27 protein-coding genes are annotated in these 26402 nt (G+C 68.3%); 14 read left to right on the top strand and 13 right to left on the bottom strand.

The genetic code is table 11. The features are described 5' to 3' along the window. Complete coding sequence (locus QLH51_RS01325) at window positions 1-1674, bottom strand: M20/M25/M40 family metallo-hydrolase (RefSeq protein ID WP_125653909.1); 1674 nt, start codon at window positions 1672-1674, stop codon at window positions 1-3. Between the two features lie 97 nt (window positions 1675-1771). On the opposite strand from QLH51_RS01325, the gene pepN reads away from it, so the two are divergent. Next, window positions 1772-4360, top strand: a complete 2589-nt coding sequence (pepN, locus tag QLH51_RS01320) for an aminopeptidase N (protein ID WP_125654256.1) — start codon at window positions 1772-1774, stop codon at window positions 4358-4360. A 133-nt stretch (window positions 4361-4493) separates the two neighbouring features. Here the strand turns inward: pepN and QLH51_RS01315 are convergent, their stop codons facing one another. From QLH51_RS01315 to pyrE, 8 genes are all read right to left on the bottom strand, one after another. After that, window positions 4494-5687: a glycosyltransferase gene (locus tag QLH51_RS01315; RefSeq protein WP_125653907.1), complete on the bottom strand. Its 1194-nt coding sequence runs from the start codon at window positions 5685-5687 to the stop codon at window positions 4494-4496. Window positions 5688-5700: 13 nt separating this feature from the next. Beyond that, window positions 5701-6213 (bottom strand): DUF2141 domain-containing protein, encoded by a 513-nt coding sequence (locus QLH51_RS01310; RefSeq protein ID WP_125653905.1) that lies wholly within the window; start codon window positions 6211-6213, stop codon window positions 5701-5703. Further along, a complete protein-coding gene (locus QLH51_RS01305) occupies window positions 6213-7127 on the bottom strand; it encodes a hypothetical protein (protein WP_125653903.1) in 915 nt (304 codons plus the stop codon). The genes QLH51_RS01310 and QLH51_RS01305 overlap by 1 nt, the downstream gene beginning before the upstream one ends. A gap of 40 nt (window positions 7128-7167) precedes the next feature. Continuing rightward, a complete protein-coding gene (gene maiA, locus QLH51_RS01300) occupies window positions 7168-7806 on the bottom strand; it encodes a maleylacetoacetate isomerase (protein ID WP_125653901.1) in 639 nt (212 codons plus the stop codon). Next, window positions 7803-8756, bottom strand: coding sequence for a signal peptidase I (gene lepB, locus QLH51_RS01295; RefSeq protein ID WP_125653899.1), 954 nt, complete (start codon window positions 8754-8756; stop codon window positions 7803-7805). Before lepB ends, maiA begins: the two co-directional genes overlap by 4 nt. A gap of 8 nt (window positions 8757-8764) precedes the next feature. Next, window positions 8765-9172 carry a holo-ACP synthase gene (acpS, locus tag QLH51_RS01290; RefSeq protein ID WP_125653897.1) on the bottom strand — a complete coding sequence of 136 codons (408 nt, stop codon included), beginning with the start codon at window positions 9170-9172 and terminating at the stop codon, window positions 8765-8767. A 142-nt stretch (window positions 9173-9314) separates the two neighbouring features. Next, window positions 9315-10043: a pyridoxine 5'-phosphate synthase gene (locus QLH51_RS01285; protein ID WP_125653895.1), complete on the bottom strand. Its 729-nt coding sequence runs from the start codon at window positions 10041-10043 to the stop codon at window positions 9315-9317. Continuing rightward, window positions 10040-10621 carry an orotate phosphoribosyltransferase gene (gene pyrE, locus QLH51_RS01280; protein WP_125653893.1) on the bottom strand — a complete coding sequence of 194 codons (582 nt, stop codon included), beginning with the start codon at window positions 10619-10621 and terminating at the stop codon, window positions 10040-10042. Before pyrE ends, QLH51_RS01285 begins: the two co-directional genes overlap by 4 nt. Before the next feature lie 204 nt (window positions 10622-10825). On the opposite strand from pyrE, the gene coxB reads away from it, so the two are divergent. The 12 genes from coxB to QLH51_RS01220 all read left to right on the top strand — a co-directional run bounded on the left by coxB (window position 10826) and on the right by QLH51_RS01220 (window position 23557). Next, window positions 10826-12013, top strand: coding sequence for a cytochrome c oxidase subunit II (gene coxB / locus QLH51_RS01275; RefSeq protein ID WP_125653891.1), 1188 nt, complete (start codon window positions 10826-10828; stop codon window positions 12011-12013). A 1-nt stretch (window position 12014) separates the two neighbouring features. Continuing rightward, window positions 12015-13673 carry a cytochrome c oxidase subunit I gene (gene ctaD / locus QLH51_RS01270; protein ID WP_125653889.1) on the top strand — a complete coding sequence of 553 codons (1659 nt, stop codon included), beginning with the start codon at window positions 12015-12017 and terminating at the stop codon, window positions 13671-13673. 458 nt (window positions 13674-14131) lie between these two features. Continuing rightward, a complete protein-coding gene (locus QLH51_RS01265) occupies window positions 14132-15892 on the top strand; it encodes a DUF1800 domain-containing protein (protein WP_125653887.1) in 1761 nt (586 codons plus the stop codon). Further along, window positions 15889-17280, top strand: a complete 1392-nt coding sequence (locus QLH51_RS01260; RefSeq protein ID WP_125653885.1) for a DUF1501 domain-containing protein — start codon at window positions 15889-15891, stop codon at window positions 17278-17280. Before QLH51_RS01265 ends, QLH51_RS01260 begins: the two co-directional genes overlap by 4 nt. A gap of 486 nt (window positions 17281-17766) precedes the next feature. Next, complete coding sequence (locus tag QLH51_RS01255) at window positions 17767-18666, top strand: heme o synthase (protein ID WP_125653883.1); 900 nt, start codon at window positions 17767-17769, stop codon at window positions 18664-18666. Next, a complete protein-coding gene (locus tag QLH51_RS01250) occupies window positions 18663-18797 on the top strand; it encodes a hypothetical protein (protein ID WP_277924127.1) in 135 nt (44 codons plus the stop codon). The genes QLH51_RS01255 and QLH51_RS01250 overlap by 4 nt, the downstream gene beginning before the upstream one ends. Further along, window positions 18794-19327: a cytochrome c oxidase assembly protein gene (locus tag QLH51_RS01245; protein ID WP_125653881.1), complete on the top strand. Its 534-nt coding sequence runs from the start codon at window positions 18794-18796 to the stop codon at window positions 19325-19327. Before QLH51_RS01250 ends, QLH51_RS01245 begins: the two co-directional genes overlap by 4 nt. A 52-nt stretch (window positions 19328-19379) precedes the next feature. Next, complete coding sequence (locus QLH51_RS01240; protein WP_125653879.1) at window positions 19380-20294, top strand: cytochrome c oxidase subunit 3; 915 nt, start codon at window positions 19380-19382, stop codon at window positions 20292-20294. Beyond that, window positions 20294-20677 carry a DUF983 domain-containing protein gene (locus QLH51_RS01235; protein ID WP_206428725.1) on the top strand — a complete coding sequence of 128 codons (384 nt, stop codon included), beginning with the start codon at window positions 20294-20296 and terminating at the stop codon, window positions 20675-20677. The genes QLH51_RS01240 and QLH51_RS01235 overlap by 1 nt, the downstream gene beginning before the upstream one ends. Beyond that, complete coding sequence (locus QLH51_RS01230; protein ID WP_125653877.1) at window positions 20674-21282, top strand: SURF1 family protein; 609 nt, start codon at window positions 20674-20676, stop codon at window positions 21280-21282. Before QLH51_RS01235 ends, QLH51_RS01230 begins: the two co-directional genes overlap by 4 nt. 11 nt (window positions 21283-21293) lie before the next feature. Next, the gene (thrC, locus tag QLH51_RS01225; protein WP_125653875.1) at window positions 21294-22688 is read left to right on the top strand and encodes a threonine synthase; all 1395 of its coding nucleotides are present in this window, start codon (window positions 21294-21296) and stop codon (window positions 22686-22688) included. After that, a complete protein-coding gene (locus QLH51_RS01220; protein WP_125653873.1) occupies window positions 22688-23557 on the top strand; it encodes a class I SAM-dependent methyltransferase in 870 nt (289 codons plus the stop codon). The genes thrC and QLH51_RS01220 overlap by 1 nt, the downstream gene beginning before the upstream one ends. A 25-nt stretch (window positions 23558-23582) precedes the next feature. Here the strand turns inward: QLH51_RS01220 and QLH51_RS01215 are convergent, their stop codons facing one another. From QLH51_RS01215 to QLH51_RS01205, 3 genes are read right to left on the bottom strand one after another with little or no spacing between them, the layout of a single operon-like run. Then, entirely contained in the window at window positions 23583-24218 is a 636-nt protein-coding gene (locus tag QLH51_RS01215) for a heme exporter protein CcmB (RefSeq protein ID WP_125653871.1), read from the bottom strand. Next, window positions 24215-24778 carry a heme ABC exporter ATP-binding protein CcmA gene (gene ccmA / locus QLH51_RS01210; RefSeq protein ID WP_206428724.1) on the bottom strand — a complete coding sequence of 188 codons (564 nt, stop codon included), beginning with the start codon at window positions 24776-24778 and terminating at the stop codon, window positions 24215-24217. The genes QLH51_RS01215 and ccmA overlap by 4 nt, the downstream gene beginning before the upstream one ends. Further along, a complete protein-coding gene (locus QLH51_RS01205; protein ID WP_125653867.1) occupies window positions 24775-25170 on the bottom strand; it encodes a metallopeptidase family protein in 396 nt (131 codons plus the stop codon). The genes ccmA and QLH51_RS01205 overlap by 4 nt, the downstream gene beginning before the upstream one ends. Before the next feature lie 49 nt (window positions 25171-25219). Between QLH51_RS01205 and QLH51_RS01200 the strand changes: the two genes are divergently transcribed. After that, a complete protein-coding gene (locus QLH51_RS01200; protein WP_125653865.1) occupies window positions 25220-25507 on the top strand; it encodes a 4a-hydroxytetrahydrobiopterin dehydratase in 288 nt (95 codons plus the stop codon). Between the two features lie 83 nt (window positions 25508-25590). Here the strand turns inward: QLH51_RS01200 and QLH51_RS01195 are convergent, their stop codons facing one another. Next, window positions 25591-26355 carry an SDR family oxidoreductase gene (locus QLH51_RS01195; RefSeq protein ID WP_125653862.1) on the bottom strand — a complete coding sequence of 255 codons (765 nt, stop codon included), beginning with the start codon at window positions 26353-26355 and terminating at the stop codon, window positions 25591-25593. Window positions 26356-26402: the final 47 nt, after the last annotated feature.

The following is a 26402-nucleotide window of genomic DNA, read 5'->3' as shown; positions in this document are numbered from 1 at the left end:
CTATTTCGCGCCGTACCCGTTATACAGCGTGCCGAAGAAATCGCCCTTGTTCCACGCCGGCCGCTGCGGGGCGTCGGCGATGTCGCGGGCGATCTGGTAATTGACGTTGATGAAGCGTTCGCCCGATTCCCAGTCGATCGGCGGGCCCTGCACCACCTCGTCCGACGGCTGGTGATAATTGTTGGCGAAGAACGCGTCGACCGCCGCCTTGCCCGGTCCCGACGTGCCCGGCCACAGGAACACCGACGGCACCCCCTGCTGCACGAAGCGATAATGGTCGGAACGCACGAACAGCGCCATTTCCGGCATCGGATCGGGCGAGAAGGTCGCGCCCGCCGTCGTCGCCGCCCGCTTCACGATATCGCCCAGGGTCGAGCGCGCCGCGCCGAAGGCGATGACGTCGGTGAACTTGTAGGTGATGATCGGCATGTCGAGATTGACGTTGGCAACGATCCGCGCCTTCCCGATCGTCGGGTTGTTGGCGAAATAGTCGGAGCCGACCAGCCCCTTTTCCTCGGCCGTCACCGCCAGGAACAGGATCGAGCGGCGCGGCGCCTTGCCCGCCGCCTTGAACCGCTTGGCCTCCTCGATCAGCGAAGCGATGCCGACCGCATTGTCCATCGCGCCGTTGTAGATCGTGTCGCCCTTCTTGTTCGGCGCGCCCACACCGACATGGTCGAGATGCGCCGACAGCACGACCGTTTCCGACGCGACGGCCGGATCGCTGCCCGGCAGGATGCCGGCGACGTTGTAGCTCGGCAGCGGCTTGATCTCGGTCCTGATCGTCGCGGCCAGCGCGGGCTTTAATGCCACGCCGCGGAACGGCCCCTTGGCCGACAGCTCCTGCGCCGCCTTGGCCCACGTAGTGCCCGATCCGGCGAACAGCTTCTCGGCCCCGGCGACGCCCAGCGTCGCGATGGTCGGCACGCCGCCGCCCATCACATGGCCGGCGCCGTTGGCCTCGGCCCAGCTCACGCTCGGGCTCTGATAGCCGGCCGCCGCCTTCGACAGCGGCATCCGTTCGGCGAGCGCCGGCGTCTGGAGCGCGATCACCGCGACCGCGCCCTTTGCCTTCGCGATCGCCGCCTTGGTCGCGATGCCGCCGAAATGCGCCGATTCCTCGCTGTCGAGCCCGTCCGGCGCGCCGCGTACCACCGCCACGATCTTGCCGCGCACGTCGAGGCCGGCATAGTCGTCGCGGCCCGGCCGGACGATGCCATAGCCGACATAGACGACCTGTCCCTTGAAGCTCGCCTCCGCCGCACGCGGATCGATGCCGGGCAGATACTCCTCGCCGAAGGTCAGCGGCTGGCCGTTCAGGCTCAGCGTCCCCTTGTCGGCGGCGTTCATCCGGATCAACGGTACGTTTTGTAGATAGCTGCCCGCGTCACCGGCCGGACGCAGCCCGGCGGCGTAGAATTGCGACGCGACGTAATTGGCGGCGATGTCGTATTCGGGCGAGCCGGCATCGCGACCGCGCATCGCGTCGCTCGCCAGGAACATGACATGCGCCTTCATCGCCGCCTGTGCGGGCGGCAGGACCGCGTTCAGTTCCGCGTTGCGCGCCTGCGTTTCGGCGGCGGCGGGAGCGGCAGGCGCCGTGGCCGGCGGTGCATCCTGCGCGACGGCGGCGGTGCTGATGAGAAGACCGAGCAACAAGGCTGGACGGAACATTGGAATCCTTCGACAAGCGACCATAGATACAGGCGTAGCTTGTGCCGTGCGCGCATGCAACGCAGCCGCGGACGTGGATTGAGGGTCAAGGATGATGATGGTCGATGCGACGCGTAGCCCGATGGCCCCGCCTGTCATCCGGCGCAGCGAATACCGCACGCCGGCCTGGGCCGTGCCCGACGTCGCGCTGGAATTCGATCTCGATCCGAAGGACACGCGGGTGCGGGCGACGCTGTCGGTGGTGCGGAACGGCGACGGGCCGCTGCGGCTCGACGGCGACGGCCTGACCCCGTTGTCGGTCACGGTCGACGGGGTCCTGCGCAACGATTGGCGGCTGGAGGACGGCGCGCTCGTCCTCCCCCTGCCCGGCGACGCGCACGAAGTCACGACCGAGGTGGCGATCGACCCGCAGGCCAATACCCAGCTCATGGGTCTCTATGCGTCGGGTGGCAACCTGTGCACCCAGTGCGAGGCGGAGGGGTTCCGTCGCATCACCTTCTTCCCCGACCGGCCCGATATCCTCAGCCGCTACCGGGTAAGGATGACCGCCGACAAGGATGGCTTCCCGGTGCTGTTGTCGAACGGCGATCCGGTGGCGTCGGGCGATTCGGCCGACGGGCGCCACTGGGCGGAATGGTCCGATCCCTTCCCCAAGCCCTGCTATCTCTTCGCACTGGTCGCCGGCGACCTGGTCGCCAATCGCGCACACTTCGTGACGGCATCGGGCCGCGAGGTGGAACTCGGCATCTGGGTCCGCGCGCCCGACCTTGCCAAGACCGACCATGCGATGCGCGCGCTGAAAACGTCGATGGCGTGGGATGAGCGCGTCTATGGCCGCGAATACGACCTCGACGTGTTCAACATCGTCGCGGTCGACGATTTCAATTTTGGAGCGATGGAGAACAAGGGGCTGAACATATTCAACAGCCGCTACATCCTGGCGGACCCCGACACCGCGACCGATTACGATTACGACGGCATCGCCGCCGTCGTCGCGCACGAATATTTCCACAACTGGTCGGGCAACCGCGTCACCTGTCGCGACTGGTTCCAGCTGTCGCTGAAGGAGGGCTTCACCGTCCTGCGCGACCAGCAGTTCTCCGCCGATCAGGGATCGGCCGCGGTCAAGCGGATCGAGGATGTGCGGTCGCTGCGCGCGTCGCAGTTCCCCGAGGATGCCGGGCCGCTCGCCCATCCGATCCGCCCCGATGCCTATCAGGAGATCAGCAACTTCTACACCGCCACCATCTACAACAAGGGGGCGGAGGTCGTGCGGATGATCGCGACGATCCTCGGGCAGGCCGCGTTCCGCGCGGGCACCGACCTGTATTTCGCGCGCCACGACGGCACGGCCGCGACGTGCGAGGATTTCGTGGTGGCGATGGAGGACGCGTCGGGCGTCGACCTGTCGCGCTTCCGCCACTGGTACCGGCAGGCGGGGACGCCGCGCGTGTCGGCGACGCTCGACCATGTGCCCGGCGGCGGCCGCGCCACGCTGTCGTTGCGGCAGAGCACCCCGCCGACACCGGGACAGGCGGACAAGCAGCCGATGGTCCTGCCGCTCAAGCTGCGGCTGTTCGGCGCCGAGACCGGCAGACCGTTGAGCGACGAACGCCTGTTCCTGTTCGACGAGGACAGCGCATCGATCACGTTCGAGACGGTGACCGAACGTCCGGTGCTGTCGATCAATCGCGGCTTTTCGGCGCCGGTGATCGTCGAGACCGACCGCACCTCGGCCGACCTCGCGTTCCTCAGCGCGCACGACGACGATCCGTTCGCCCGGTACGAGGCGATGCAGCAGCTGATGCTCGACACGCTGGTCGCCTCGGTCGCCAGCGGGCACGGCGATCACGGCGCGGTGATCGACGCGGTCGCGAACACGCTGGCCGACGACCGGCTCGACCGGGCATTCGTCGCCGAAGCGGTGTTGCTGCCCTCCGACAGCTTCATCGGCGACCAGATGGGCGTGGTCGATCCCGACGCGATCTTCACCGCGCGCGAGGCGCTGCGCGGCGATATCGGCCGCGCGCTGCTGACCGAATGGCGTGCGGCCTACGCCGCGACGCAGGCCGACGCGTTCGAATATACCCCCGATGCCAAGGGCAAGCGGCGGCTGCGCACCGTCGCGCTTGGCTATATCGCCGCATCGGGGGCGAGCGACGCCGACGCCATCGCCTTCGCCCAGTTCGGCGATGCGGACAACATGACCGACCGGCAGGGCGCCCTGATGACGCTGGTCAATTCCGGGTCGGACGATCGCATCGCCGCGCTCGACATCTTCTACAACCGCTATCGCGACAACGCTCTGGTGCTGGACAAATGGTTCACCACCCAGGCGCTGTCGACGCGGCCCGATGCGTTCGAACAGGTCGAGGAACTGGCCGGGCATCGCGACTTCACGCTGACCAATCCCAATCGCGCCCGTGCGCTGATCGGTGCGTTCAGCATGAACCAGAAGGCGTTCCACCGCGCCGACGGTGCCGGATACCGCTTCCTCGGCCACCAGTTGATCGCGCTCGACCGGATCAATCCGCAGACCGCCGCCAAGATGCTGCCCCCGCTCGGCCGCTGGCGCCGTTTCGACCGCGCGCGCGGCGAACGGATGCGGGCCGAGCTGGACCGCATCCTGGCCGTGCCGGGACTGTCGAAGGATATGCTGGAACAGGTGGGGAAGTCGCTGTCCTGATATCCTTCCCGGCACGGGGAGGGGGACCGTCCGCGCAGCGGATGGTGGAGGGGGCTTTCCGCAAACGAGCCGCTGGTTGAAGCCCCCCTCCACCAGCCTTCAACTGATCCCCCTCCCCGTGCCGGGGAGGATATCAATGGCTGAACCACTCCGGGTATCGCTGCGCCTTCTCCGCGACCAACCCCTCATAATAGCGCATCAGGTCGACCGCATGGTCGCGGTCGGTGCGGACGCGCGCCGCCGCCGCGTCGGCCGCCGCCTTCACCACATCATAGTCCCGCGCGAACATCCGCGCGATGGCGTCCGCCGCCGATCGCGGATCGCGTGCGGCATAGGTTTCGGCGAAGTCCGGCTCGGCGATCTCGGCACAGCCGCCCTCGTCGGGCACGATCAGCGGCAGGCCCGACGCCAGCCCCTCCAGCCCGACCAGCCCGAACGGTTCGGCATCCGACCCGTGGATCAGCGCGTCGCAGCTCGCCATGATCCGGGCGAGGCGGACCCGGTCGTAAACCGGCCGGAACAGCTTGATATGCGGGCTGTTCTTCAACCGGTGTTCGAGCCGCCGGGTATGCACCCCGCTGCCGATCTGGATCATGCCGACGGGCAGATGCTCGCCCGCCATCTCGACCGCGTCGAAGATCATCGGCCAGCGCTTTTCGGCATGGTGCCGCCCCAGTCCCAGCAGCAGATGCCCCTCTGGCGGCAGGCCCAGCTGTTCGAGCAGCGACGCGCGCAACGCCGCGTCACGATGCTCGGGCGAGAAGAAGCCGCGCTGGATGCCCAGCGGCATCGACGCATGGACCGTCAGCCCGCGCGCGGCGTGGCGCTTCTCCAGCGCCGGACCGTTGGTGACGAACGCGTCCATCCTGTCGAGATAGCGCGCCATGTAGCGCGTCCACCACATGAACGCCTCCTCGATCCGCTCGCGGCTCGCCATCCGCTCGAACCAGCGCAAGGGGTAGGCGCCAACATTGTCGTTGTGCGCGAAATAGACCTTCACCGCATGGCCCGGCCAGTCGGCGACGATCGTCGCCGGGCGCCACGGGCTCGACGCCTCGACCACATCGGGATGCAGTTCGTCGAGCAGCGCGTGGATCGCCCCGCCGCGCACGAAGATGCCGTAATTGGGGTCCAGCACCAGCGTCGGCGCCTTCACCCAGTGAATGCGTCCGCCACCGGGACGCTCCTCGACCGAATTCGCCTTGGCCGGGGCGATGACGATTAGTTCGTGGCCCAGTTCGGCCATGATCGTCATCTTGTGGTCGATATAGGTGCGCACCCCCCCGCCGGTCGGCGAGTAGAATTCGTTGACGTCGACGACGCGCATCGGCGGCGGCCGCTCAGCCGAGCGGGGCGAAACCGCCCAGCCCGCGCAGATACTGGGCACGGATCGTCGCGGTCGTGACGCCGGCGGGCACGGTGATGATCGCCTGCGCCAGCTTCGGCCGCGCCCGTCCCAGCTTCGCCGGACCGGGAAAGCCCGCACCGTCGCGCATGAAGTTGAACTTGTTGCGCCCGTCGCGATCATGTGTGAACAGCAGCGCATAGCGCCCCGGCGACGGCGCACGGATGCAAAGCTGCACCGCGCCCGATGCCGGCATCTCGGCCCAGATGCGGCGGAAGAACTTGCCCTCCTTGCGCAGGTCGCGATCGTCCTTCAGGAAATCGTCGTCGTTCGCCGGATACAGTTCCAGCTTCAGCCGGCCGGTGCGATCCTTCAGGCCCACCACGTTGACGCGGATCGCCGGCCCCTGATTTGCATTGCACGCACCGGCATCGCTGCCGATCGACTGGGCGGTAGCCGGACTGGCAGCGAGCAACGCCGCGCCGAGCAGCGTCAAGGGCAATTTCATCATTCTTTCCTTGCGAGCGCAGGAAGCCCGAACGCCGCCATCAGCACCACATGGGTGAAAAGGGTGAGCGTCGCGATGAATGCGACGAGATCGGACAGGGCTTCGCCATGCCCGATAAACATAATCGCGAAGTTGGCGAAAAGAAGGTCTTTGTTCGGCAACAGCGGCAGCCGCGCCACCACCAGCCGCCCGGCCGCCAGGAACAGCCACCACGTGATCGAGACGTTGGGCATCGCGAAATAGCTGGCGATGCCGAAGGCCAGCGACCCCAGTACCAGCCGCGCGGCATGCACGCCGAAGATCCAACGCAGCGTCGCGCCCGGCAGCGAAAAGACCCGGCGCGAGAACAGCAGCAGCACGCCGGAAATGCCGACCGCAACCGCAGCCGACCAGGCGAGCATCCGCAGCTGCGGCGCGGTGAACAGCTCGAACGCGAAGGGCAGCGCGACCGCCAGCATCGCGACCGTCACGATGTTGCCGGCGATGCCCGACAGGATCGTCACGTCCTTCACCGCGCCGAACGGGGCGGTCACCATCTTCAGCCGCGCGCGCGCCCAGGCATAGAAGAACACGTCGCCCGAATAGCCGATGACCACGTCGTTCGCGATCCGCTTGCGCACCAGCGCCCCGAACCCGTCGAACGGCAACCGCCACAACGCGCGGAAGATGACGAAGTCGAACAGCGGCGGCGCGAAATAGGCGAGCGCGAAGAACAGGTAGAACCACGGCGAATCCGGCGCGGCCAGCTCGACCCCGGCCCAGCCATGGTCGAACAGCTCCCACGCCAGCCCGACGATCATCAGCCCGGAAAGCAGCGCCCCCACGATGCGCGGCCAGCGCGGGCGGAACCGCTCCAGCGGCTCCAGCCCGGCAAGATCGGGACGCCCGGCAGCGGGTTCGGCATCGGTTACCATGTCATCCCGCTCTAGCGGCTTGTGGGTCCGGCGGCCAGCGTCATGCCGGCGGGGCCATCGCATCGGGGTGCGCCGCCCGCAGCGCCGGCAGCTGCGCCGCGCGCGCATCGATCGCCAGCAGCCGCGGCCACGGCGTCAGGTCGAGGTCGAAGCGGCGGGCATTGTAGAGTTGCGGCACGAGGCAGCAATCGACCACGCCCGGCGCGACACCGCCGAAATACCCGTCCGCCGGTGCCCCCGCCTCCAGTGCGCCCAGCCCTTGCGCGATCCAGTGGCGATACCAGTCGGCTTTGGCATCCGCATCGGCACCGAACTGCGATTCCAGCCGCCGCAGCACGCGCAGATTGTCGATCGGATGGATGTCGGCGACGATCACCAGCGCCAGCGCCAGCGCGCGGGCCCGCGCCAGCGGCTTGGCGGGGAACAGGCGGGGCGCGGGATGCGCCGCGTCGAGCCAGTCGAGGATCGCCAGCGACTGGGTCAGCATCGTGCCCCCGCCAATGTCGAGCGCGGGCACCAGCCCCTGGCGGTTGCGTGCGAGATGTTCGGGCGAGCGCTGTTCGTCCTCGAGCAGCGACACGGGCACGCTGTGCCACGCCACGCCCTTCAGGTTCAGCGCGATGCGGACGCGGTAGGCCGCCGACGAACGGTGATAGTCGTAGAGCGTGTAGCCGCTCACCGTCCGGTCCCGCCGGACGGTACCAGCGACGTGCCGGCGCGCCCCCTGCGGAACGCGCTGAACCACGTCGCCGGATTCAGGCTGGTGGTGCCGTCGAGCGAGAATGTGATGAATTCGGCGCGCCCGCCGATATTCTCCCACGGCACGGGTCCGCCCAGCCCGCGCTCGGCCTCCGAAAAACGGCTGTCGGCGCTGTTGTCTCGATTGTCGCCCATCAGGAAGACGTGGTTGGCGGGGATCACGATCGCGGGGAAATTGTCGCCCTGCGAATAGCGGAAGTCGATCGTGTCGTACTGGCGACCGTTGGGCAGCGTCTCGCGGAACAGCGGCAGGCGGCAGAACGCGCCCTTGTCGGTGCGCACCAAGGCACCCGGATATTGATCGGGATCGCAGCGGGTATTGGCGTCGACCGGGATCATCGCGTCGCCCATCGCGCGGCGGGGGATCGCGACGTCGTTGATGTAGACGACGCCGCCCGCCACCTCCAGCCGGTCGCCCGGCAGGCCGATGACGCGCTTGATGAGGTCGGTGTTGCTGCCCGGCGGCTTGACGATCACCACGTCGCCGCGCTCGGGCATCGAACCCCACAGGCGACCGTGCCACGCCGGCAGCTGCACGCTCCACGTCTCCTGCGGCTGGCGCAGGACGACGTCGCGGAACATCGCCACCGGATCGGGGATGGTCGGCGAGACGAACGACCAGCCATACGCATATTTGCTGACGACCAGCCGGTCGCCGACGCGCAGGCCCGGCAGCATCGATTCGGACGGGATGTAGAACGGCTTGGCGATGAAGCTGTGGAAACCCAGCACCACCAGCAACAGCCAGAACAGCCCGCGCAGCTCACCCTTCCAGTCGAGCCGGGCGCGCCGGGGCGCGGAATGGGTGGCGGCGGGGGTCGGCTGCGACGGCGCGGGTACGTTGTCCTCCAGCGCCAGATGATCGGCCATCAAACGTCCTACTCTGTCTCGGGCACCGCTTCGATGATGACGAACGCCTGTGCCCAAGGGTGGTCGTCGGTCATCGTCAAATGCACCCTTGCGACGTGGCCCGCAGGGATCATCGCGTCAAGTCGTGCTTTCGCGCCGCCGGTCAGCGCCAGTGTCGGCGCACCGGAGCGCGCGTTGACCACGCCGATATCGCGCATGAACACGCCCGCGGCAAAGCCGGTACCGACCGCCTTGGAAAACGCTTCCTTGGCGGCGAAGCGCTTGGCGAGCGTGCCGGCGCGGGTGAAGGGGCGGCGGGCGGCCCTGGCCTGTTCGACCCCGGTGAAGACGCGCTGCAGGAACCGGTCGCCGAAACGGTCGAGCGAGGACTGGATGCGCTCGATATTGCACAGGTCGGAACCGAGACCGACGATCATCCAATCCTCCCCGGCACGGGGAGGGGGACCAGCCGCAGGCTGGTGGAGGGGGGCGTCCTGCTCCACAATGGTTGCGATCGGGGCGAGCCCCCTCCACCACCGCTTCGCGGCGGTCCCCCTCTCCGTGCCGGGTAGGATGTCATCACCGCGCGGTCTCCATCAGGTCCTTCATCCGCGCGACCACCGGGCCCAGCCCGCCGAACACCGCCTCGCCGATCAGGAAGTGGCCGATGTTCAGTTCGCGCAGCTGCGGGATCGCGGCGATGGGCACGACATTGTCGAACGTCAGGCCGTGGCCGGCATGGACCTCGATCCCGTTCTTCGCCGCCAGCGCGGCGGCGTCGGCGATGCGGCGCAGTTCGGCGACCTGTTCGTCGCCCGCCAGTTCGGCGTAGCGGCCGGTGTGCAGCTCGACGACCGGCACGCCCAGCGCGACGGCGGCGGCGATCTGCTGCGCATCGGGTTCGATGAACAGTGACACCCGCACCCGCGCCGCGCCCAGTTCGCGCACCATCGGTGCCAGCGTATTGTGCTGCCCCGCCGCGTCCAGCCCGCCCTCGGTCGTACGCTCCTCGCGCTTTTCGGGGACGATGCAGGCGGCGTGGGGACGATGGCGCAGCGCGATGCCCAGCATCTCGTCGGTTGCCGCCATTTCAAGGTTGAGCGGTACGGTCAGTTCGCTCGACAGCCGGGCGATGTCGTCGTCGGTGATGTGCCGGCGATCCTCGCGCAGATGGGCGGTGATGCCGTCGGCACCATGCGCCGCCGCCAGCAGCGCGGCGCGCACCGGATCGGGATAGCCCGATCCGCGCGCGTTGCGCACCGTCGCGACGTGATCGATATTCACGCCGAGGCGCAATGAGCGGCTCATGCCGCGCGGCTCCCCGGCTTGATCGCCGGGATCGCGGCGAGGTCGGCGGGCAGCGCGTCGGGATGATAGCTCGCCACGTCGAGGCGGATCAGCGGAAAGAAGGGCACGCCGAGGTCGGCCGATCCGTTCGACCGGTCGACCAGCGATGCCGCGGCGACCACTTCGCCGCCGGCCGCACCGATCGCGGCGATCGCCTCGCGCGAGGACAGGCCGGTGGTCACCACATCCTCCATCATCAGCACGCGGGTGCCCGGATCGATGCGGAAGCCGCGGCGCAGTTCGAAGGTCCCGGTCGGCCGTTCGAGGAACATCGCGCTCACGCCCAGCGAGCGGCCCATCTCGTGCCCGACGATCACGCCGCCCATCGCCGGCGAGATCACGACGTCGATTCGTTCGCGCACCTCCGCGGGCAGGCGGCTGGCCAGTTCATCGCACAGCCGCGCCGCGCGGCGCGGGTCCATCAGCACGCGGGCGCATTGCAGGTAGCGCGACGATCGCAGCCCCGACGACAGGATGAAATGTCCCTCCAGCAGCGCTTCGGCCTGCCGGAATTCGTCGAGGATCGCGTCGTCGTTCATGGCTGTCGTCCCGCCGGTTGCCGTCCCGCGCCGCTGTAGGCCGGTGGCGGGTGCGTTCGCAACCATCGCTTGAGGCCGGGCGACATGCCGCGTATAGCCCGGTGGGTTAGGGTTTCCAAACGCCCGCGCGACGCGACCACGCCGATCTAGAAGCGTGCCGCGTGCCACATAACGGGGTGACGATACACGATGCGAAGCATTGGGATGAGGATGTTGGTGATTGCGGCGGCGGCCGCACTGGCGGGTGGTGTCCATGCCGCCGCCCCGAAGGCGGTGACGCCGGGCACGACCGAGGTCGCGACCGCGCCGCAGGCGGGCGCACCGCCCCCCGGATCGGCCGCCGCCAATCCGACCGGACAGGCGGCACCGGCCGCGACGGCGGATGCGCCCGCGCCGGCCGCGGTGCAGGATCCGACACTGAACGCCGACGGATCGCCGCGGATGATCGCGGCGGCCGATATCGGCCAGCCGACCGACCGCAAGATCGACCTGCAGCAGCAGTTCACGCCGAACGGGCGCGAGGCGAAGGCATTCCACAACAACATCTTGATGCCGGTAGTCGTCGCCATCTCGCTGCTGGTGCTGTTCCTGCTCGCCTATGTCGCGATCCGCTTCCGCGAGAAGGCGAACCCGGTCCCGTCGAAGACGTCGCACAACACGACGATCGAGATCATCTGGACCGCCGCCCCGGTGCTGATCCTCGCGCTGATCGCGGTACCCTCGATCGGGCTGCTCGCGCGCCAGTTCAAGCCGGCGCCCGACAATGCGGTGACGCTGAAGGCGATCGGCAACCAGTGGTTCTGGAGTTACGAATATCCCGATTATGGCGGCGTGTCGGTGACCGCCAACATGCTGAAGGAAAAGAACGAGGTCGCCGCCGGCCAGCGGTTCCGCACCGATGCCGACGGTCCCCGCCTGCTCGCGGTCGACAACCGCATCGTGCTGCCGGTCGGCGTGCCGATCCGTCTCATCACCACCGCGACCGACGTGATCCACAGCTGGGCGATCCCGGCGTTCTGGATCAAGCTCGACGCGGTGCCCGGACGGCTGAACGAAACCAGCTTCACCATCGAAAAGCCCGGCCTGTATTTCGGCCAGTGCAGCGAGTTGTGCGGTGCGCGCCATGCGTACATGCCGATCGCGGTCGAAGCGGTGCCGGTGGCGCAGTTCAACCAGTGGATCCGTGCCAAGGGCGGGACGCTGCCTAGCGCTGCGGAAGCCGCAGCACCCAGCAGCGCCGTGATCCCGCAGCCGGGCGCCGACGTCGCCGACGCGACGTCGAACGCCAGCAACGCGGCCGACGTGCCGGTCGTCAACGCGACCGAAGCCGCCTCTCCCTCCACCCAGCGCACCACCGGCAACGGCGGCGGCGTCGGCAATGTGGACCAGTAAGATGACCGATACCGCCCTTTCCGGCCACAATGCGTTCGATGCGCACGGACATGGCCATGACGCGCACCATCACGATGCGGACCACAAGCCGGGCTTCTTCGCCCGGTGGTTCATGTCGACCAACCACAAGGACATCGGCACGCTCTACCTGATCTTCGCGATCGTCGCGGGGATCATCGGCGGGGCGATTTCGGGGGTCATGCGCCTCGAACTGGCCGAACCGGGCATCCAGTGGCTGCCGTGGCTGTCGGGCCACGAAGGCGACCAGGCGCTGCATTTCTGGAACGTGCTCATCACCGCCCACGGCCTCATCATGGTGTTCTTCATGGTGATGCCGGCGATGATCGGCGGTTTCGGCAACTGGTTCGTGCCGATCATGATCGGGGCGCCCGACATGGCGTTCCCCCGGATGAACAACATCTCGTTCTGGCTGCTGATCCCCGCCTTCCTCCTGCTGCTGGGCAGCACGATGTTCGGCGGCGGCGCGGGTACGGGCTGGACGGTCTACGCCCCGCTGTCGACCTATGGCGAGCCCGGCCCGTCGGTCGACATGGCGATCCTGTCGCTGCACCTTGCCGGTGCATCGTCGATCCTGGGTGCGATCAACTTCATCACCACCATCTTCAACATGCGCGCGCCGGGCATGACGCTGCACAAGATGCCGCTGTTCGTGTGGTCGGTGCTGGTCACCGCGTTCCTGCTGCTCCTTGCGCTCCCCGTCCTCGCGGCGGCGATCACCATGCTGCTGACCGATCGCAAGTTCGGCACGACCTTCTTCGATCCCGCCGGCGGTGGCGACCCGGTCCTGTACCAGCATCTGTTCTGGTTCTTCGGCCACCCCGAAGTGTACATCATGATCCTGCCGGGCTTCGGCATCGTCAGCCACATCGTCGCGACGTTCAGCAAGAAGCCGGTGTTCGGCTATCTCGGCATGGCGTACGCCATGGTCGCGATCGGCGCGGTCGGCTTCGTCGTGTGGGCGCACCACATGTTCACCACCGGCCTGAGCGTGAACACCAAGATGTACTTCACCGCCGCCACGATGCTGATCGCGGTGCCGACCGGCATCAAGATCTTCTCGTGGATCGCGACGATGTGGGGCGGATCGCTTCGCTTCCCCACGCCGATGCTGTGGGCGATCGGGTTCATCTTCATGTTCACCGTCGGCGGCGTGACCGGTGTCGTGCTCGCCAATGGCGGCGTCGACGACGTGCTACACGACACCTATTATGTCGTCGCCCACTTCCACTACGTGTTGTCGCTCGGCGCGGTGTTCGCGCTGTTCGCCGGCTTCTACTACTGGTTTCCGAAGATGTCGGGCCGGATGTACAACGAACTGCTGGGCAAGCTGCACTTCTGGGTGTTCTTCATCGGCGTGAACGTCATGTTCTTCCCGATGCACTTCCTCGGCACGCAGGGCATGCCGCGGCGCTACCCGGACTATCCGGACGCCTATGCGTTCTTCAACCACATCGCCTCGGCCGGCTATGCGATCATGGCGCTGGGCATGGTGTTCTTCTTCGTCAACGTCGTCATCTCGCTAATGGCGGGCCGCAAGGCGGAGGGGAATCCATGGGGCGAAGGTGCGACGACGCTGGAATGGACGCTGTCCTCGCCGCCGCCGTTCCACCAGTTCGAAACGCTGCCGAAGATCGACTGATCGCAGCATCATCGGCGAAACGAACGACGCCCCGGAGCAATCCGGGGCGTTTTTCTTTTGCGGACCGGAGCGGGTTACCGTGCGATGTCGGGCGTTCGTACGGTGAAGGTAGCGTAACGACGCACCGTGCCGCCAAAGTTCGATCCATCGCTGTTGAAACGGGCGCCATCCCGGCGAAGGCCGGGATACCCCGGGGTAGTGCGTAGCGCGAGCCGATGGAGACCCCAGCCTTCGCTGGGGTGACGTTCCGTGCGAATGGATCAAACTCCAGGGCGGCGGCTCCATGCTGACGGATCAAACTCTGAAAGTATTTGGCACGCGGTCGAAACGACTTCGGTACCATCCGAAACCAGGCGTTTCGACTTTCGTTACAAGCTGTTGGCCCAAATTAATTCGCGTCATTAACAGTTCGCCAACCATGCGCGCCCTAACACCGGACCACAGGTCTGGGGGATGCCATGGTCGGCGACGACAAGACCATCGACGGCGATGGTCCGATTGCGATTTCCGAAGCGACGACGAACCCGAAGGTAGCGGACGCGGCATCGCCGGTGCCGGTCAGCCGCCGCGGAGCGGTCGCAGCCGCGGCGCTGCTCGCCGCATGCGATTCGGGCGGATCGACCGGTGCCGGCGGCGGACTGGTATCGGTCCCGGCCCCCACGCCGACCCCCAGCCCGTCACCGACGACCGCCGCGCTGACCGCGCAGGGTGCCAGCCGCTTCCTCGCGCAGGCAACGATGGGCGCCAGCCGCACCACGATCGATTCGGTTCTGGGCAGCGGCATCGCCGGCTGGATCGACGCGCAATTCGCCCGCCCGCGCGACCCGAGCCACTGGGACTGGCTGGTCGCCAAGGGCTATAACGACGCCGCCAACACCGCGAACATCAACGGGCAGAGCGGATACGACCCCAGCGTCTGGCGGCAGGCGATCGCCGGCGGCGATCCGCTGCGCCAGCGGGTCGCGCTGGCGCTGCTCGACTTTCTGGTGGTCGGGATCGGCGGGATGAATCTTTCCTGGCGCGCCTTTGCGATGGCTGGGTATAATGATTTGCTGCTCGACCATGCGTTCGGGAACTATCGCACCCTGCTGGGCGCGATCACGCGCAACGCGGCGATGGGGTCGTTCCTGAGCTTCATCGGCAGCCGCAAGGCCAATCCGTCGAACGGCCAGCTGCCCGACGAGAACTATGCGCGCGAGCTGATGCAGTTATTCACATTGGGCATATATCAGCTCGAGCAGGACGGCACGGTGCGCACTGCCAACGGCGTCCCGCTGGAAACCTATACGCAGGATGACGTGGCCCAGCTGGCGCGGGTGTTCACCGGACTGACCCTCGCCAGCAACGACAACACCACGCCCGAGCGGATGCGCCAGCCGCTGGTCATCACCGCATCGGCCAACGAGACGGGGCCGGCCACCTTCCTCGGCGCGACGGTGTCGGGCGGCGGGTTCGCCGCGATCGATGCCGCGCTCGACATCCTCTTTCGCCACCCCAACGTCGCCCCGTTCGTATCGAGGCAGCTGATCCAGCGGATGGTGACGTCCAACCCCAGCCGCAGCTATGTCGGCCGGGTCGCCGCCGCCTTCGCCGACAATGGCAGCGGCGTGCGCGGCGACATGAAGGCGGTAATCCGCGCGATCCTGCTCGATCCCGAAGCGCGCGACGATGCCGCCGCACTCGCCAGCACCAGCGGCGGGCGGCTGCGCGACCCGGTGCAGCGCTTCACCAACTGGGCGCGCGCGTTCGGCGTCACCTCGCCCGGCGACGCATGGGCGATCGGCGACACGACCAGCACCACGGCGCGGCTGGGCCAGTCGATCGGCCGCGCGCCCAGCGTCTTCGGCTTCGTCCGGCCGGGCTATACCCCGCCGGGCACGCCGATGGCGCAGGCCGGCATGGTCGCGCCCGAGTTCCAGATCACCAGCGAACAGACCAACATCGCGTACATCAATTACATGCAGTCGATGGTCGGCGGCGGCACCGGCGACGTGAAGGCCGATTATGCGCCGATGATGGCGCTGGCAGCGGACAGCGGCAAGCTGGTCGACGAGGTCAACCTGATCCTCGCCGCCGGGCAGTTGCGCGGGTCCACGGTGACCGCGATCCGCACCGCGGTCGACAGCATCCCCACGACCGCGAACAACGCCATGCTCAACCGCACGGGGGTCGCGATCCTGCTGACCCTCGCCTCGCCCGATTATCTGGTGCTGAAATGAACGCTCCGACCATCCTGAACGACGTGTCGCGCCGGGCCTTTCTCCAGCGTTCGGCAGCGTTGGGCATGGCCGGCGTCGCCGCGCCGCTGGTCACCACGCTGGGCGCGATCGGCGAAGCGGCGGCGGCGACCGCCAGCGATTACAAGGCGCTGGTCTGCGTCTTCCTGAACGGCGGCAACGACCATTACAACACGCTGGTCCCGTACGATCCGGCGTCGCACGCGCTTTACGCCGCGGCGCGCGGCAGCCTGGCGCTGAACCGCGACGCGTTGCAGGCGACGGCGCTGGTGCCCGCCGCCGACCCCGGCGGGCGCGCCTATGCGCTTGCCCCGGCGATGGCGCCGCTCAACCCGCTGTTCGACGCGGGGCGGCTGGCGGTGGCGCTGAACGTCGGCACGCTGATCGAGCCGACGACGCGCGCGCAGTTCCTGAACCGGTCGGTCCGCGTGCCGCCCAAGCTGTTCAGCCACAACGACCAGCAGAGCTTTTTCCAGGCGTCGAGCCCGGAAGGCGCGCTGTCCGGCTGGGGCGGGCGGATCGGCGATCTGTACCAGTCGGGCAACGGCGCCGCGACGCTGACCTGCATCAACGCGTCGGGCAATGCCGTCTTCCTGACCGGGCGGCAGGCGATCCAGTACAATGTCGGGACCGGCGGCCCGGTGGCGCTGTTGCGCGGCGGGACGTCGCTCTATGGTTCGGCGACCGCCGCGGCGACGCTCGGCCGGCTGATGACCGAAGCCAATCCGCATATGTTCGCTTCGGAATATGCGCGGGTGAACAAGCGGGCGATGGATACGCAGGCGCAGCTGGCCAATGCGCTGGCCGGGGTGCCCGAATCGTCGATGACGCTGTTCCCGGCCGGCAACCCGCTGTCCGACCAGCTGCGCATGGTCGCGCGGATGATCGCGGTGTCGGGCGATATCGGCGCGAAGCGGCAGGTATTCTTCGTATCGATGGGCGGGTTCGACCTGCACGACAACCTCGCCGCCAGCCAGCCGGTGCTGCTGGCGCGGCTCGCGGCGGCGCTGCGCGCGTTCCACGACACCACGCAGGCGCTGGGCATCGCCGACAGGGTCACGACCTTTACCGGGTCCGATTTCGGGCGGACGCTGGCGTCGAACGGCAACGGCGTCGACCATGGCTGGGGATCGATGCACTTCGTCATGGGCGGCGCGGTGAAGGGCAGGCGCTTCCATGGCAGCGCGCCGGCGATCGGCCACAATACCGCCGACGATGTCGGCCAGGGGCGGCTGATCCCGACCATGGCGGTCGACCAATATGCGTCGACGCTGGCGCGCTGGTTCGGCGTGGGCGACGGCGACCTGACGACGGTGCTGCCCAATATCGGCAATTACGACCGGTCGAGCTGGTCGCAGGGTTTCGTTTGAAGAAGGGGCGGACGGTGCCCTGCCCTTGATCGACGTTCGGCCGGAAGGCGTATCGACGACTCGCCCTCCCCCGGCGGGATGCCGCTGCGAAAGGTCGTTTCTCTTACCGCCGCGCAGGCGGGGGTACGGCAGGGGGATGGGGAGCGCCGAACAGCTCGCGACCGACGGCCCCGCCGTCGGTCGCGTGGGAGCTGTCGGTGTTCGCGCGCAACATCACCAACGAAAAGAACCTGAAGGGCGTGATCGAGAACTATATGGCGGCGGTGTTCAACGATCCGCGGATCGTGGGCGTGTCGCTATCGGGGCGGTTCCGGTAAGGGCCTGCGCGCTTCCCCCCGTTCGTCATGCCGGCGCAGGCGGGGGTCCATAGCCGCCGACCGCCGTTGGCGCGCACCACCGACGCTGCGTCTATGGATTCCCGCCTTCGCAGGAATGACGACGCGCGCAATGCTTTCCCCAGCCGCAACAGTCCGATATAGCGCGGCGATGACCGCGCAGACGATTACCCTGCCCGCCGACTGGCGCGACTTCCTGGCGCTGACCAAGCCCCGGGTGATGACGCTCGTCGTCTTCACCGGGCTGTGTGGCATGCTGGCAGCACCCGTGCCGATCCATCCGGTGCTGGGCTTCACCGCCGTGCTGTGCATCGCGTTGGGCGCAGGTGCCGCGGGCGCGCTGAACCAGTGGTATGAGGCGGACCTCGACGCCAAGATGAAGCGGACGCAGGGCCGCCCGCTGCCCGCCGGGCGGATGGACCGCGAATCGGCGCTGCATTTCGGCGTCGGCCTCGCGATCTTCTCGGTCGTGCTGATGGGGCTGGCGGTGAATATCGCCGCCGCCGCGATCCTTTGCCTCTCGATCCTGTTCTACGTGCTGGTCTATACCGTGTGGCTGAAGCGGCGCACGCCGCAGAACATCGTCATCGGCGGTGCGGCGGGCGCGTTCCCGCCGCTGATCGGCTGGGCGGCGGCGACCGGCGACGTCGCGCTGCTGCCGTTCCTGCTGTTCTGCCTCGTCTTCCTGTGGACGCCGCCGCATTTCTGGGCGCTCGCGCTGTTCGTGAAGACCGATTACGCCAATGCCGGTGTGCCGATGCTGCCGGTGGTGGCGGGCGAGCGGGTGACGCGGACGCAGATCGGGCTGTACACGATCCCGATGGCGGCGGTCGCGGTGGCGCCGTGGCCGCTGGGGCTGACCGGGCCGGTCTATGGCATTGTCGCCTGCCTGCTGACCGCGACGTTCGGGGTGCTGGCGGTGCAGGTGGCGACGCGGACGACGGCGCAGGACGACAAGATGAAGCCCGAAAAGCGGCTGTTCGCCTTTTCGATCCTGTATCTCTTTGCGATGTTCGGCGCGCTGGTCGCCGACCGGTGGATAATGGCATGAGCGAGCATGACGACCGCATCCGCGCGCGGCAGCGCGAGCGCGCGAAGGTGATGGCGTGGCTGCTCGGCGCCTTCGTGGTGCTGATGTTCGCGATCACCATCGTCAAGATCCGCGCAGGGATGGGCGCGTGACCCGTAACCTGCGCACCGCATTGCTGTCCGCCGCCGCGGTGGTCGGCATGACCGGGGTCGGGTTCGCCAGCGTGCCGCTGTACCGCATGTTCTGTCAGGTGACCGGGTTCAACGGCACCACGCAGCGCGGGGACCAGGCGCCGGGCGGGATCGGCGACAAGGTCGTGGTGCGCTTCGATGCCAACACCAATCCGGCGCTGGGATGGGAGTTCAAGCCCGAACGCGCTTCGGAAACCGTCGATATCGGCGCGCGCGACATGGCGTTCTTCACCGCGAAGAACGTGTCCGGCCGCCCGGTCACCGGCACCGCCACGTTCAACGTGACGCCATCCCAGGCGGGCAAGTATTTCACCAAGATCCAGTGCTTCTGCTTCACGCAGCAGACGCTGCAACCGGGCGAGAAGGTGCGGATGCCGGTCATCTTCTTCGTCGACCCCAGGATCCACGACGATCCTGACGCGAAGGACATTCGCGCGATCACGTTGTCCTACACATTTTACCCGGTGGATTCGGGCGCGACGACAAGCTAGGGTCGCGATCATTCACGCGCCGGCACAGGCGCGACAGCGTTAGGGACGGATGATGGCAGGCGCGAAGAACCACGATTTTCACATCCTTCCCCCGAGCATCTGGCCGCTGGCCAGTTCGCTGGCCGCGTTCGCGCTGGCGGCGGGCGGCATCATGTGGATGAACGAGGCGGCGCTGGGCGGCCTCGTGTTCGGCGCGGGACTGATCGCGACGCTGTCGTGCATGGGCTTCTGGTGGGCGGACGTCATCCGCGAGGCGAAGGCGGGCGACCATACGCCGGTGGTGCAGTTGCACCTGCGCTACGGCATGATCCTGTTCATCGCGTCGGAAGTGATGTTCTTCGTCGGCTGGTTCTGGTCGTGGTTCGACTTCTCGCTGTTCCCCGCCGCCGTGCAGTACAGCCATGAGGACGGCGTCTCGCTGATCGAGGCGGGCAATACCGCGGTCGCGGCACAGTGGCCGCCGGCGGGGCTGGAAGTGCTCAACGCCTTCGAACTGCCGCTGCTCAACACCTTCATCCTGCTGCTGTCGGGCACCACCGTGACATGGGCGCACCATGCGCTGATCCACAACCAGCGCGGCGGCGCGTTGAAGGGCCTGTGGGGCGCGATCGGCGTGGGCGAGAATGACGGCGTCAAGAAGGGGCTGTGGCTTACCGTCCTGCTCGGCGCGCTGTTCTCGTGCATCCAGGCATATGAATACATCCACGCGCCGATGCCGTTCAAGGGGCTGAACTACGGCGCGGCCTTCTACATGGCGACCGGGTTCCACGGCTTCCACGTGCTGGTCGGCACCATCTTCCTCGCGGTCAACCTGATCCGTGCGTACAAGGGCGACTTCACGCCGAAGCAGCATTTCGGCTTCGAAGCGGCCGCGTGGTACTGGCACTTCGTCGACGTCGTGTGGCTGTTCCTGTTCGTCGTCATCTATGTATGGGGCGGCTGGGGCGCACCGATCCATGGCGGCTGATGCCTGAGCAAATGGGCGCGGGCGGACCCGCGCCCTTCGATTGCGGCGTGCGCGGCCTGTGTCCGCGCTGCGGGGCGAAGACGCTGTTCGGGGGCGTGGTCGCCTTTGCCGACCGCTGCACCGCCTGCGACCTCGATTTCGCCGCGTTCAACGTCGGCGACGGGCCGGCGGCGTTCCTGACGCTGATCCTCGGGGGGATCGTCACGGTGCTCGCCATCTGGCTCGACCTGTCGGTCGGGCCGCCCTTCTGGGTGCATGTCGTGCTGTGGGTGCCGCTGACCATCGGCGGCGTGGTGGGGTCGCTGCGCGTGGCGAAGGGCGTGCTCCTCGCGCTCGAATATGCCCGCGGTGCCCGCGAAGGCCGGATCGACCCGCAACCATGAAGCGCCTGCCGATCGTCCCCACGCTGGTCGTCCTGCTCGCCGTCGCGGCGATGATCGCGCTCGGCCTGTGGCAGTTGCAGCGCCGCGCCGAAAAGGCGGTGCTGATCGCCCGCGCCACCGCCAATCTCGACCAGCCCGCCCGGCCGCTGCCGCGGCGGATCACCGACGAGTTGCTGTTCGCGCGGGTGACCGCCGACTGTGCGCGGGTGGTCGACTGGACGATGGGCGCCGGGCGCACGGCAAAGGGCGTGTCGGGCTATCGCCACATCGCCACCTGCCTGTCGGCGCGCGGGCAGCGGTTTCAGGTCGATATGGGCGTGGCGAGCGATCCGAAGCTGCGGCCGGCATGGGCCGGTGGCGCGGTGGCCGGCACGCTCAGCCACGCGCCGGGCGGGCCGACGCTGCTCGACCGGATGAGCGGCCATGCCCCGCCGCCCGCGCCGATGATCGTGTCGGACACCGCCGCCCCCGGCCTGGCCCCCAGCCGCCGGCCCGATCCCGCCAGTCTGCCCGACAACCACATGGCCTATGCGATCCAGTGGTTCGCCTTCGCCTTGGCGGCGGTCATCATATACTTGCTGGCACTTCGCCGCCGCAGCCGCTAACCGCCACCCCCATGCGGTATGTCAGCACCCGGGGCGACGCGCCCACCCTCGACTTCGCCGGCGCGACGCTGGCCGGATTGGCGCGCGACGGCGGGCTGTACCTGCCCGATGCGTGGCCGACGCTGGCCCGCGACGAGATCGCGGGGCTGGCGGGCCTGAGCTATGCCGAGACGGCGGTGCGGGTGATGCTGCCGTTCGTCGGCACGTCGCTCAGCGAAGCCGAGCTGCGCGCGCTGTGCGAGACCGCCTATGGCCGGTTCAGCCATGCCGCGGTGACGCCGCTGGTGCAGATCGACCATGACCAGTGGCTGCTCGAGCTGTTCCACGGGCCGACGCTGGCGTTCAAGGACGTCGCGCTGCAACTGCTGGGGCTGTTGTTCGAGAAGTTCCTGACCGGCACGACCGAGCGGCTGACGATCGTCGGCGCGACCAGCGGCGACACCGGATCGGCGGCGATCGACGCGGTGGCGGGGCGCGACAATATCGATATCTTCATGCTGCACCCCGCCGGCCGCGTCTCCGACGTGCAGCGGCGGCAGATGACGACGGTGCTGTCGCCCAACGTCCACAACATCGCGATCGAGGGCGATTTCGACACGGCGCAGGCGCTGGTGAAGGCGATGTTCAACGACCCCGGTTTTTCGGGTCGCTTCCGCCTGTCGGCGGTGAACTCGATCAACTGGGCGCGGCTGATGGCGCAGGTGGTCTATTATTTTTATGCCGCGGTGCGGCTGGGCGGCCCGGACAAGGCGATCGCCTTCTCCGTCCCGACCGGCAATTTCGGCGACGTGTTCGCCGGCTATGTCGCGGCGCGGATGGGGCTGCCGATCGCGAAGCTGATCGTCGCGACCAACGTCAACGACATCCTGCACCGCGCGCTGACCAACGGCGACTATTCGAGCGCGAGGGTAACGCCGACCGCGACGCCGTCGATGGATATCCAGGTCAGTTCGAACTTCGAACGGCTGCTCTACGATCTGGGCGGGCGCGACGGCGTGGCGCTGGGCGAACAGATGCGCGGGTTCGAGGGCACGCGGGCGATGCGGTTGACCAATGCCCAGAGCCAGGGCGCGGCGTCGCTGTTCCAGAGCGCACGGGTCGATGGCGACCGCATGGCGCAGGCGATGCGCTGGGCGTGCGACAACGCCGCGCAGACGATCGACCCGCATACCGCGATCGCGCTGGCCGCCGCGCTGGACAGCGGGATCGACGCACCGATGGTGACGCTGGCGACCGCGCATCCGGCGAAATTCCCCGATGCGGTCGAACGCGCGATCGGCACCCGTGCGACGCTGCCGCCAAGGGTCGGCGACCTGTTCGAGCGCGAGGAGCGCTATGTCACGCTGCCCGCGACGTTCGACGCGGTGACCGCCTGGATCGCCGAACGGGCGACGCCGCGCAGCTGATGGACCCGATCGCACTCATCGGCGAGCCGTGGGCCGATTACGGGCTGATCGATTGCGGCCATGGTCGCAAGCTCGAACGCTACGGCCCGTACCGCTTCATCCGCCCGGAACCGCAGGCGATGTGGGCGCCCGCCCTGCCCGACTGGGACGCGCATGGCGAGTTCGTACCCGGTTCGGACGAGGAGGGCGGCGGGCGCTGGCAGTTCTTCAAGCAACCCCCGCGCGACTGGCCGCTGACGTGGCGCGAGGTGCGGTTTTCGGCGAACAACACCCCGTTCCGGCATCTGGGCTTCTTCCCCGACATGGCGCCGGTATGGGACTGGATGCGCGGGCGGCTGGACGGGGCGGGCGATCCCGAGTGCCTGAACCTGTTCGGCTATACCGGCGTAGGGTCGCTGGCACTGGCGGCAGCGGGGGCGCGCGTCGTGCATGTCGATGCGTCGAAGAAGTCGGTCGAACAGGCGCGCGCCAATGCTGCCCTGTCGGAGATGACCGACAAGCCGGTCCGCTGGCTGGTCGAGGATGCCGCCAAGTTCGTCGCGCGCGAGGTGCGGCGCGGGCGGCGCTATGACGGGATCATCCTCGATCCGCCGAAATGGGGGCGCGGGCCCAATGGCGAGGTGTGGAAGCTGGAAGAGCATCTGCCCGCGATGATCGCCGATTGCCGGCAGCTGCTCGACGCCGAGTCGCGGTTCCTGTTCCTGACGGTGTATGCGGTGCGCATGTCGGCGCTGGCGATCGGGGAATTGCTGCGCCAGTCGCTGGGCGATCTGGGCGGGACGGTGGAGTGCGGCGAGCTGGGCGTGCGCGAGGAAACACGTGGGCTGGCCCTGCCGACGGCCATTTTCGCGCGGTGGCGTAACGACTGACGATCCTCCCCGGCGCGGGGAGTATTTAGGTTCGTCCGATCCGCAGCGCCGCGCCCGCGACAATCGGTCCGCCGACGCACAGCAGCAGGCTGGTCGCGGCGAGCAGCTTGAGCGCCCCTGCCCCGCCCGCGATCCCGCCCGCGCCGAAGATCACCAGCGGCAGCGCCAGCGGCAGCATCACCAGCCCGGCGACCGCGCCACCGCCGCGCAGGCCCGCGACCAACGCCGCCGTCGCCACGCCCAGCGCCGCCAGCCCCGGCGTGCCGAGCAGCAGCCCGGCCTCCAGCGCCAGCAGCGTCGTGCCGTCGATCCCGAGCAGCGCCGCCGACAGTGCCGCCGCCAGCATCACCGCCGGTGCGAAGCCCAGCCAATGGCCGATCGTCTTGGCCGCGGCGATGCTCGTCTCGCTCCACCCGCGCACCACCAGCTGATCGACCACGCCGCCGTCCATGTCGGGCGCGACCAGCCGCTCGACCGGCAACAGCGCCGCCAGCAGCGCCGCCGCCCACGCCACCCCGCCGCCGATCCGCGCCAGCAGCGCCGCATCCGGCCCGATCGCAAAGGGGAACAGCGTCGCGACCAGCAGGAAGAACGCGACCGGCAGCAGCAGCCCGCCGCCGCTCCACGCGATGCGCAGTTCGCGCAGCACCAGCGCGATCACAGCGCCAGCACCTGCGCATCGGGCAGCACGACGGGCACATGGCTGGCGACCAGCACCGCCCCGCCGCCGGCGCGATGCACCGCGATCGCCGCTTCCAGCCGGTCCAGCGCGGCGGTGTCGAGGCCGTTGGCCGGTTCGTCGAGCAGCCAGAGCGGCGCACCCGAGGCGATGACCCGTGCGATCGCCGCGCGGCGCTTCTGCCCGGTCGACAGCATCCGCACCGGCACGTCGGCGAGCGGGTCGATCCCCATCGCCGCCATCGCCTGCGGCAACCGGTCGCGCGTGCCGTCGAGTGCCGCCCAGAACGCCAGCGCGCGGCCGAGCGGCAGTTGCGCATCGAGTGCGGTCGCCTCCGCCAGCAGCGCGACCGTCCCGTCGCGCGCGACCTTGCCGGCCGCGGGAGGCAACAGCCCGGCAGCGATGCGGACCAGCGTCGACTTGCCGACGCCGTTCGGGCCCTGCACCCGCAACGCCCCGCCTGGCCCGAGCGCGAACGACAGGCCGGCGAACAGCACCCGCCCCCCGCGCTGCGCCGTCACGTCGCTGAAGGCCAGCGTCAATCGGCGTCTTCCAGCGCGTGCATGTCGTCGTCGGACAGGCCGAAATGATGGCCGACCTCGTGCACCACGACGTGCCGGATCAGATCGCGCAGGTCGACGCCGGTCTCGCACCATTCGGCCAGCAGCGGTTGGCGATACAGGTGGATGCGATCGGGCAGGCGCATGCCGTCGAACGCCGATTTATCGCCGACCGGACTGCCATGGTACAGGCCGGTCAGTTCGTACGGTTCCATCTCCATCGCCGCCAGCGTCTCGTCATCGGCGAATTCCTCGACCAGCAGCACGATGTCGGACAGGTGGCCGGCGAACGGTTCGGGAATACGCGCCAGCGCGGCACGCGCCAACGCTTCCATCTCGGCGGCGCCGGGGGCTCTTCGCGCTTGATCGGACATGGTTCCCGCAATAGGCGCTGGGACCACGCAGATACAAGGGAGGGGATGGATGGAACCGCTGAGCCAAGCCGAACGCGCCGATGCGCTCGACGGGCTGCCCGACTGGGACCATGACGCCGCGCGCGACGCGATCGTCCGCAGCTTCACCTTCGACAATTTCAGTCAGGCGTTCGCGTTCATGACGCAGGTGGCGATGCTGGCGGAGAAGGCCGATCATCACCCCGAATGGTCGAACGTCTACAACCGGGTCGACGTGCTGCTGACGACGCACGACGCGGGCGGGCTGTCGGATCGCGATATCGACATGGCGCAGGCGATCGACGCGCTGGTGGAGTGACTGCCGCCTGACCGTTCATGCTGAGTAGGAGCTGAGCTTGTCGAAGCAGGTACTCAGCATGAACGGCAGGTTTGCAGGGTCGTTCAGCGCCGCCGCATCTGCTGGCGCAGCTTGCCCGGCATCCAGCGCGCGGCGAAGCGCATGCGTTTGGCGGTGGGGCCTACGGGCGTGTGGACCGCGTCGCCATGCACCGCGTCCCATGCCGCCTGCGCCACGACCTCGACGGGGGTGAATTCGAGGCCCGCGGCGCGCACCTGCTGGCGGACATTGTAGTTGGTGCCCGCCAGCGACGCGTCGAGCAGCGGCGTATCGATGAATCCGGGCATCAGCGAGCGCACGCGGATGCCGTCGGCCGCCCATTCGCCGTCGAGTGCCTCGGTCAGGCCGCGTACGCCGAATTTCGTCGCCGAATAGACCGCGGCGCCGGCGGTGCCGTAGATGCCGGCGGCGGAGGCGGTGTTGAGCAGGCAGCCGCCGCTGGCCTTCAGACAGGAATGCGCCGCGTGCGCGCCGTACACCACGCCAGTCAGATTGATGGCGATGGTCCGCTCGATCGCCGCGGGCGCCATTTCGGCAAAGATGCCGCCCGCCGCGATCCCGGCATTGTTGAACACGACGTCGATCGCGCCGTCCCCGGCGAAGGCGGACAGCGCCGCGTCCCAGCCGGCGCGGTCGGTCACGTCGAACACGAACGTCGCCGCGCCGCCCGGCAACAGCGCGGCGGTGTCGGCCAAGCCGGCGGCGTTCACGTCGGCCAGCCCGATCCGCCAGCCGCGTGCCGCGAACAACCGGGCGACCGCCCGCCCGATACCCGACCCGCCGCCGGTGATGAAGATGGATTGCGTCATGCCCGCATCATTGGGCAGAACACCCCGCGATGCCAGCGGGATGTGGT

Source organism: Sphingomonas sp. 2R-10 (assembly GCF_030062225.1).
In the GTDB taxonomy this organism is placed as follows: domain Bacteria; phylum Pseudomonadota; class Alphaproteobacteria; order Sphingomonadales; family Sphingomonadaceae; genus Sphingomonas.
The sequence above is the reverse complement of the archived record's forward strand: the minus strand, read 5'-3'. Positions and strand labels throughout refer to the sequence as shown.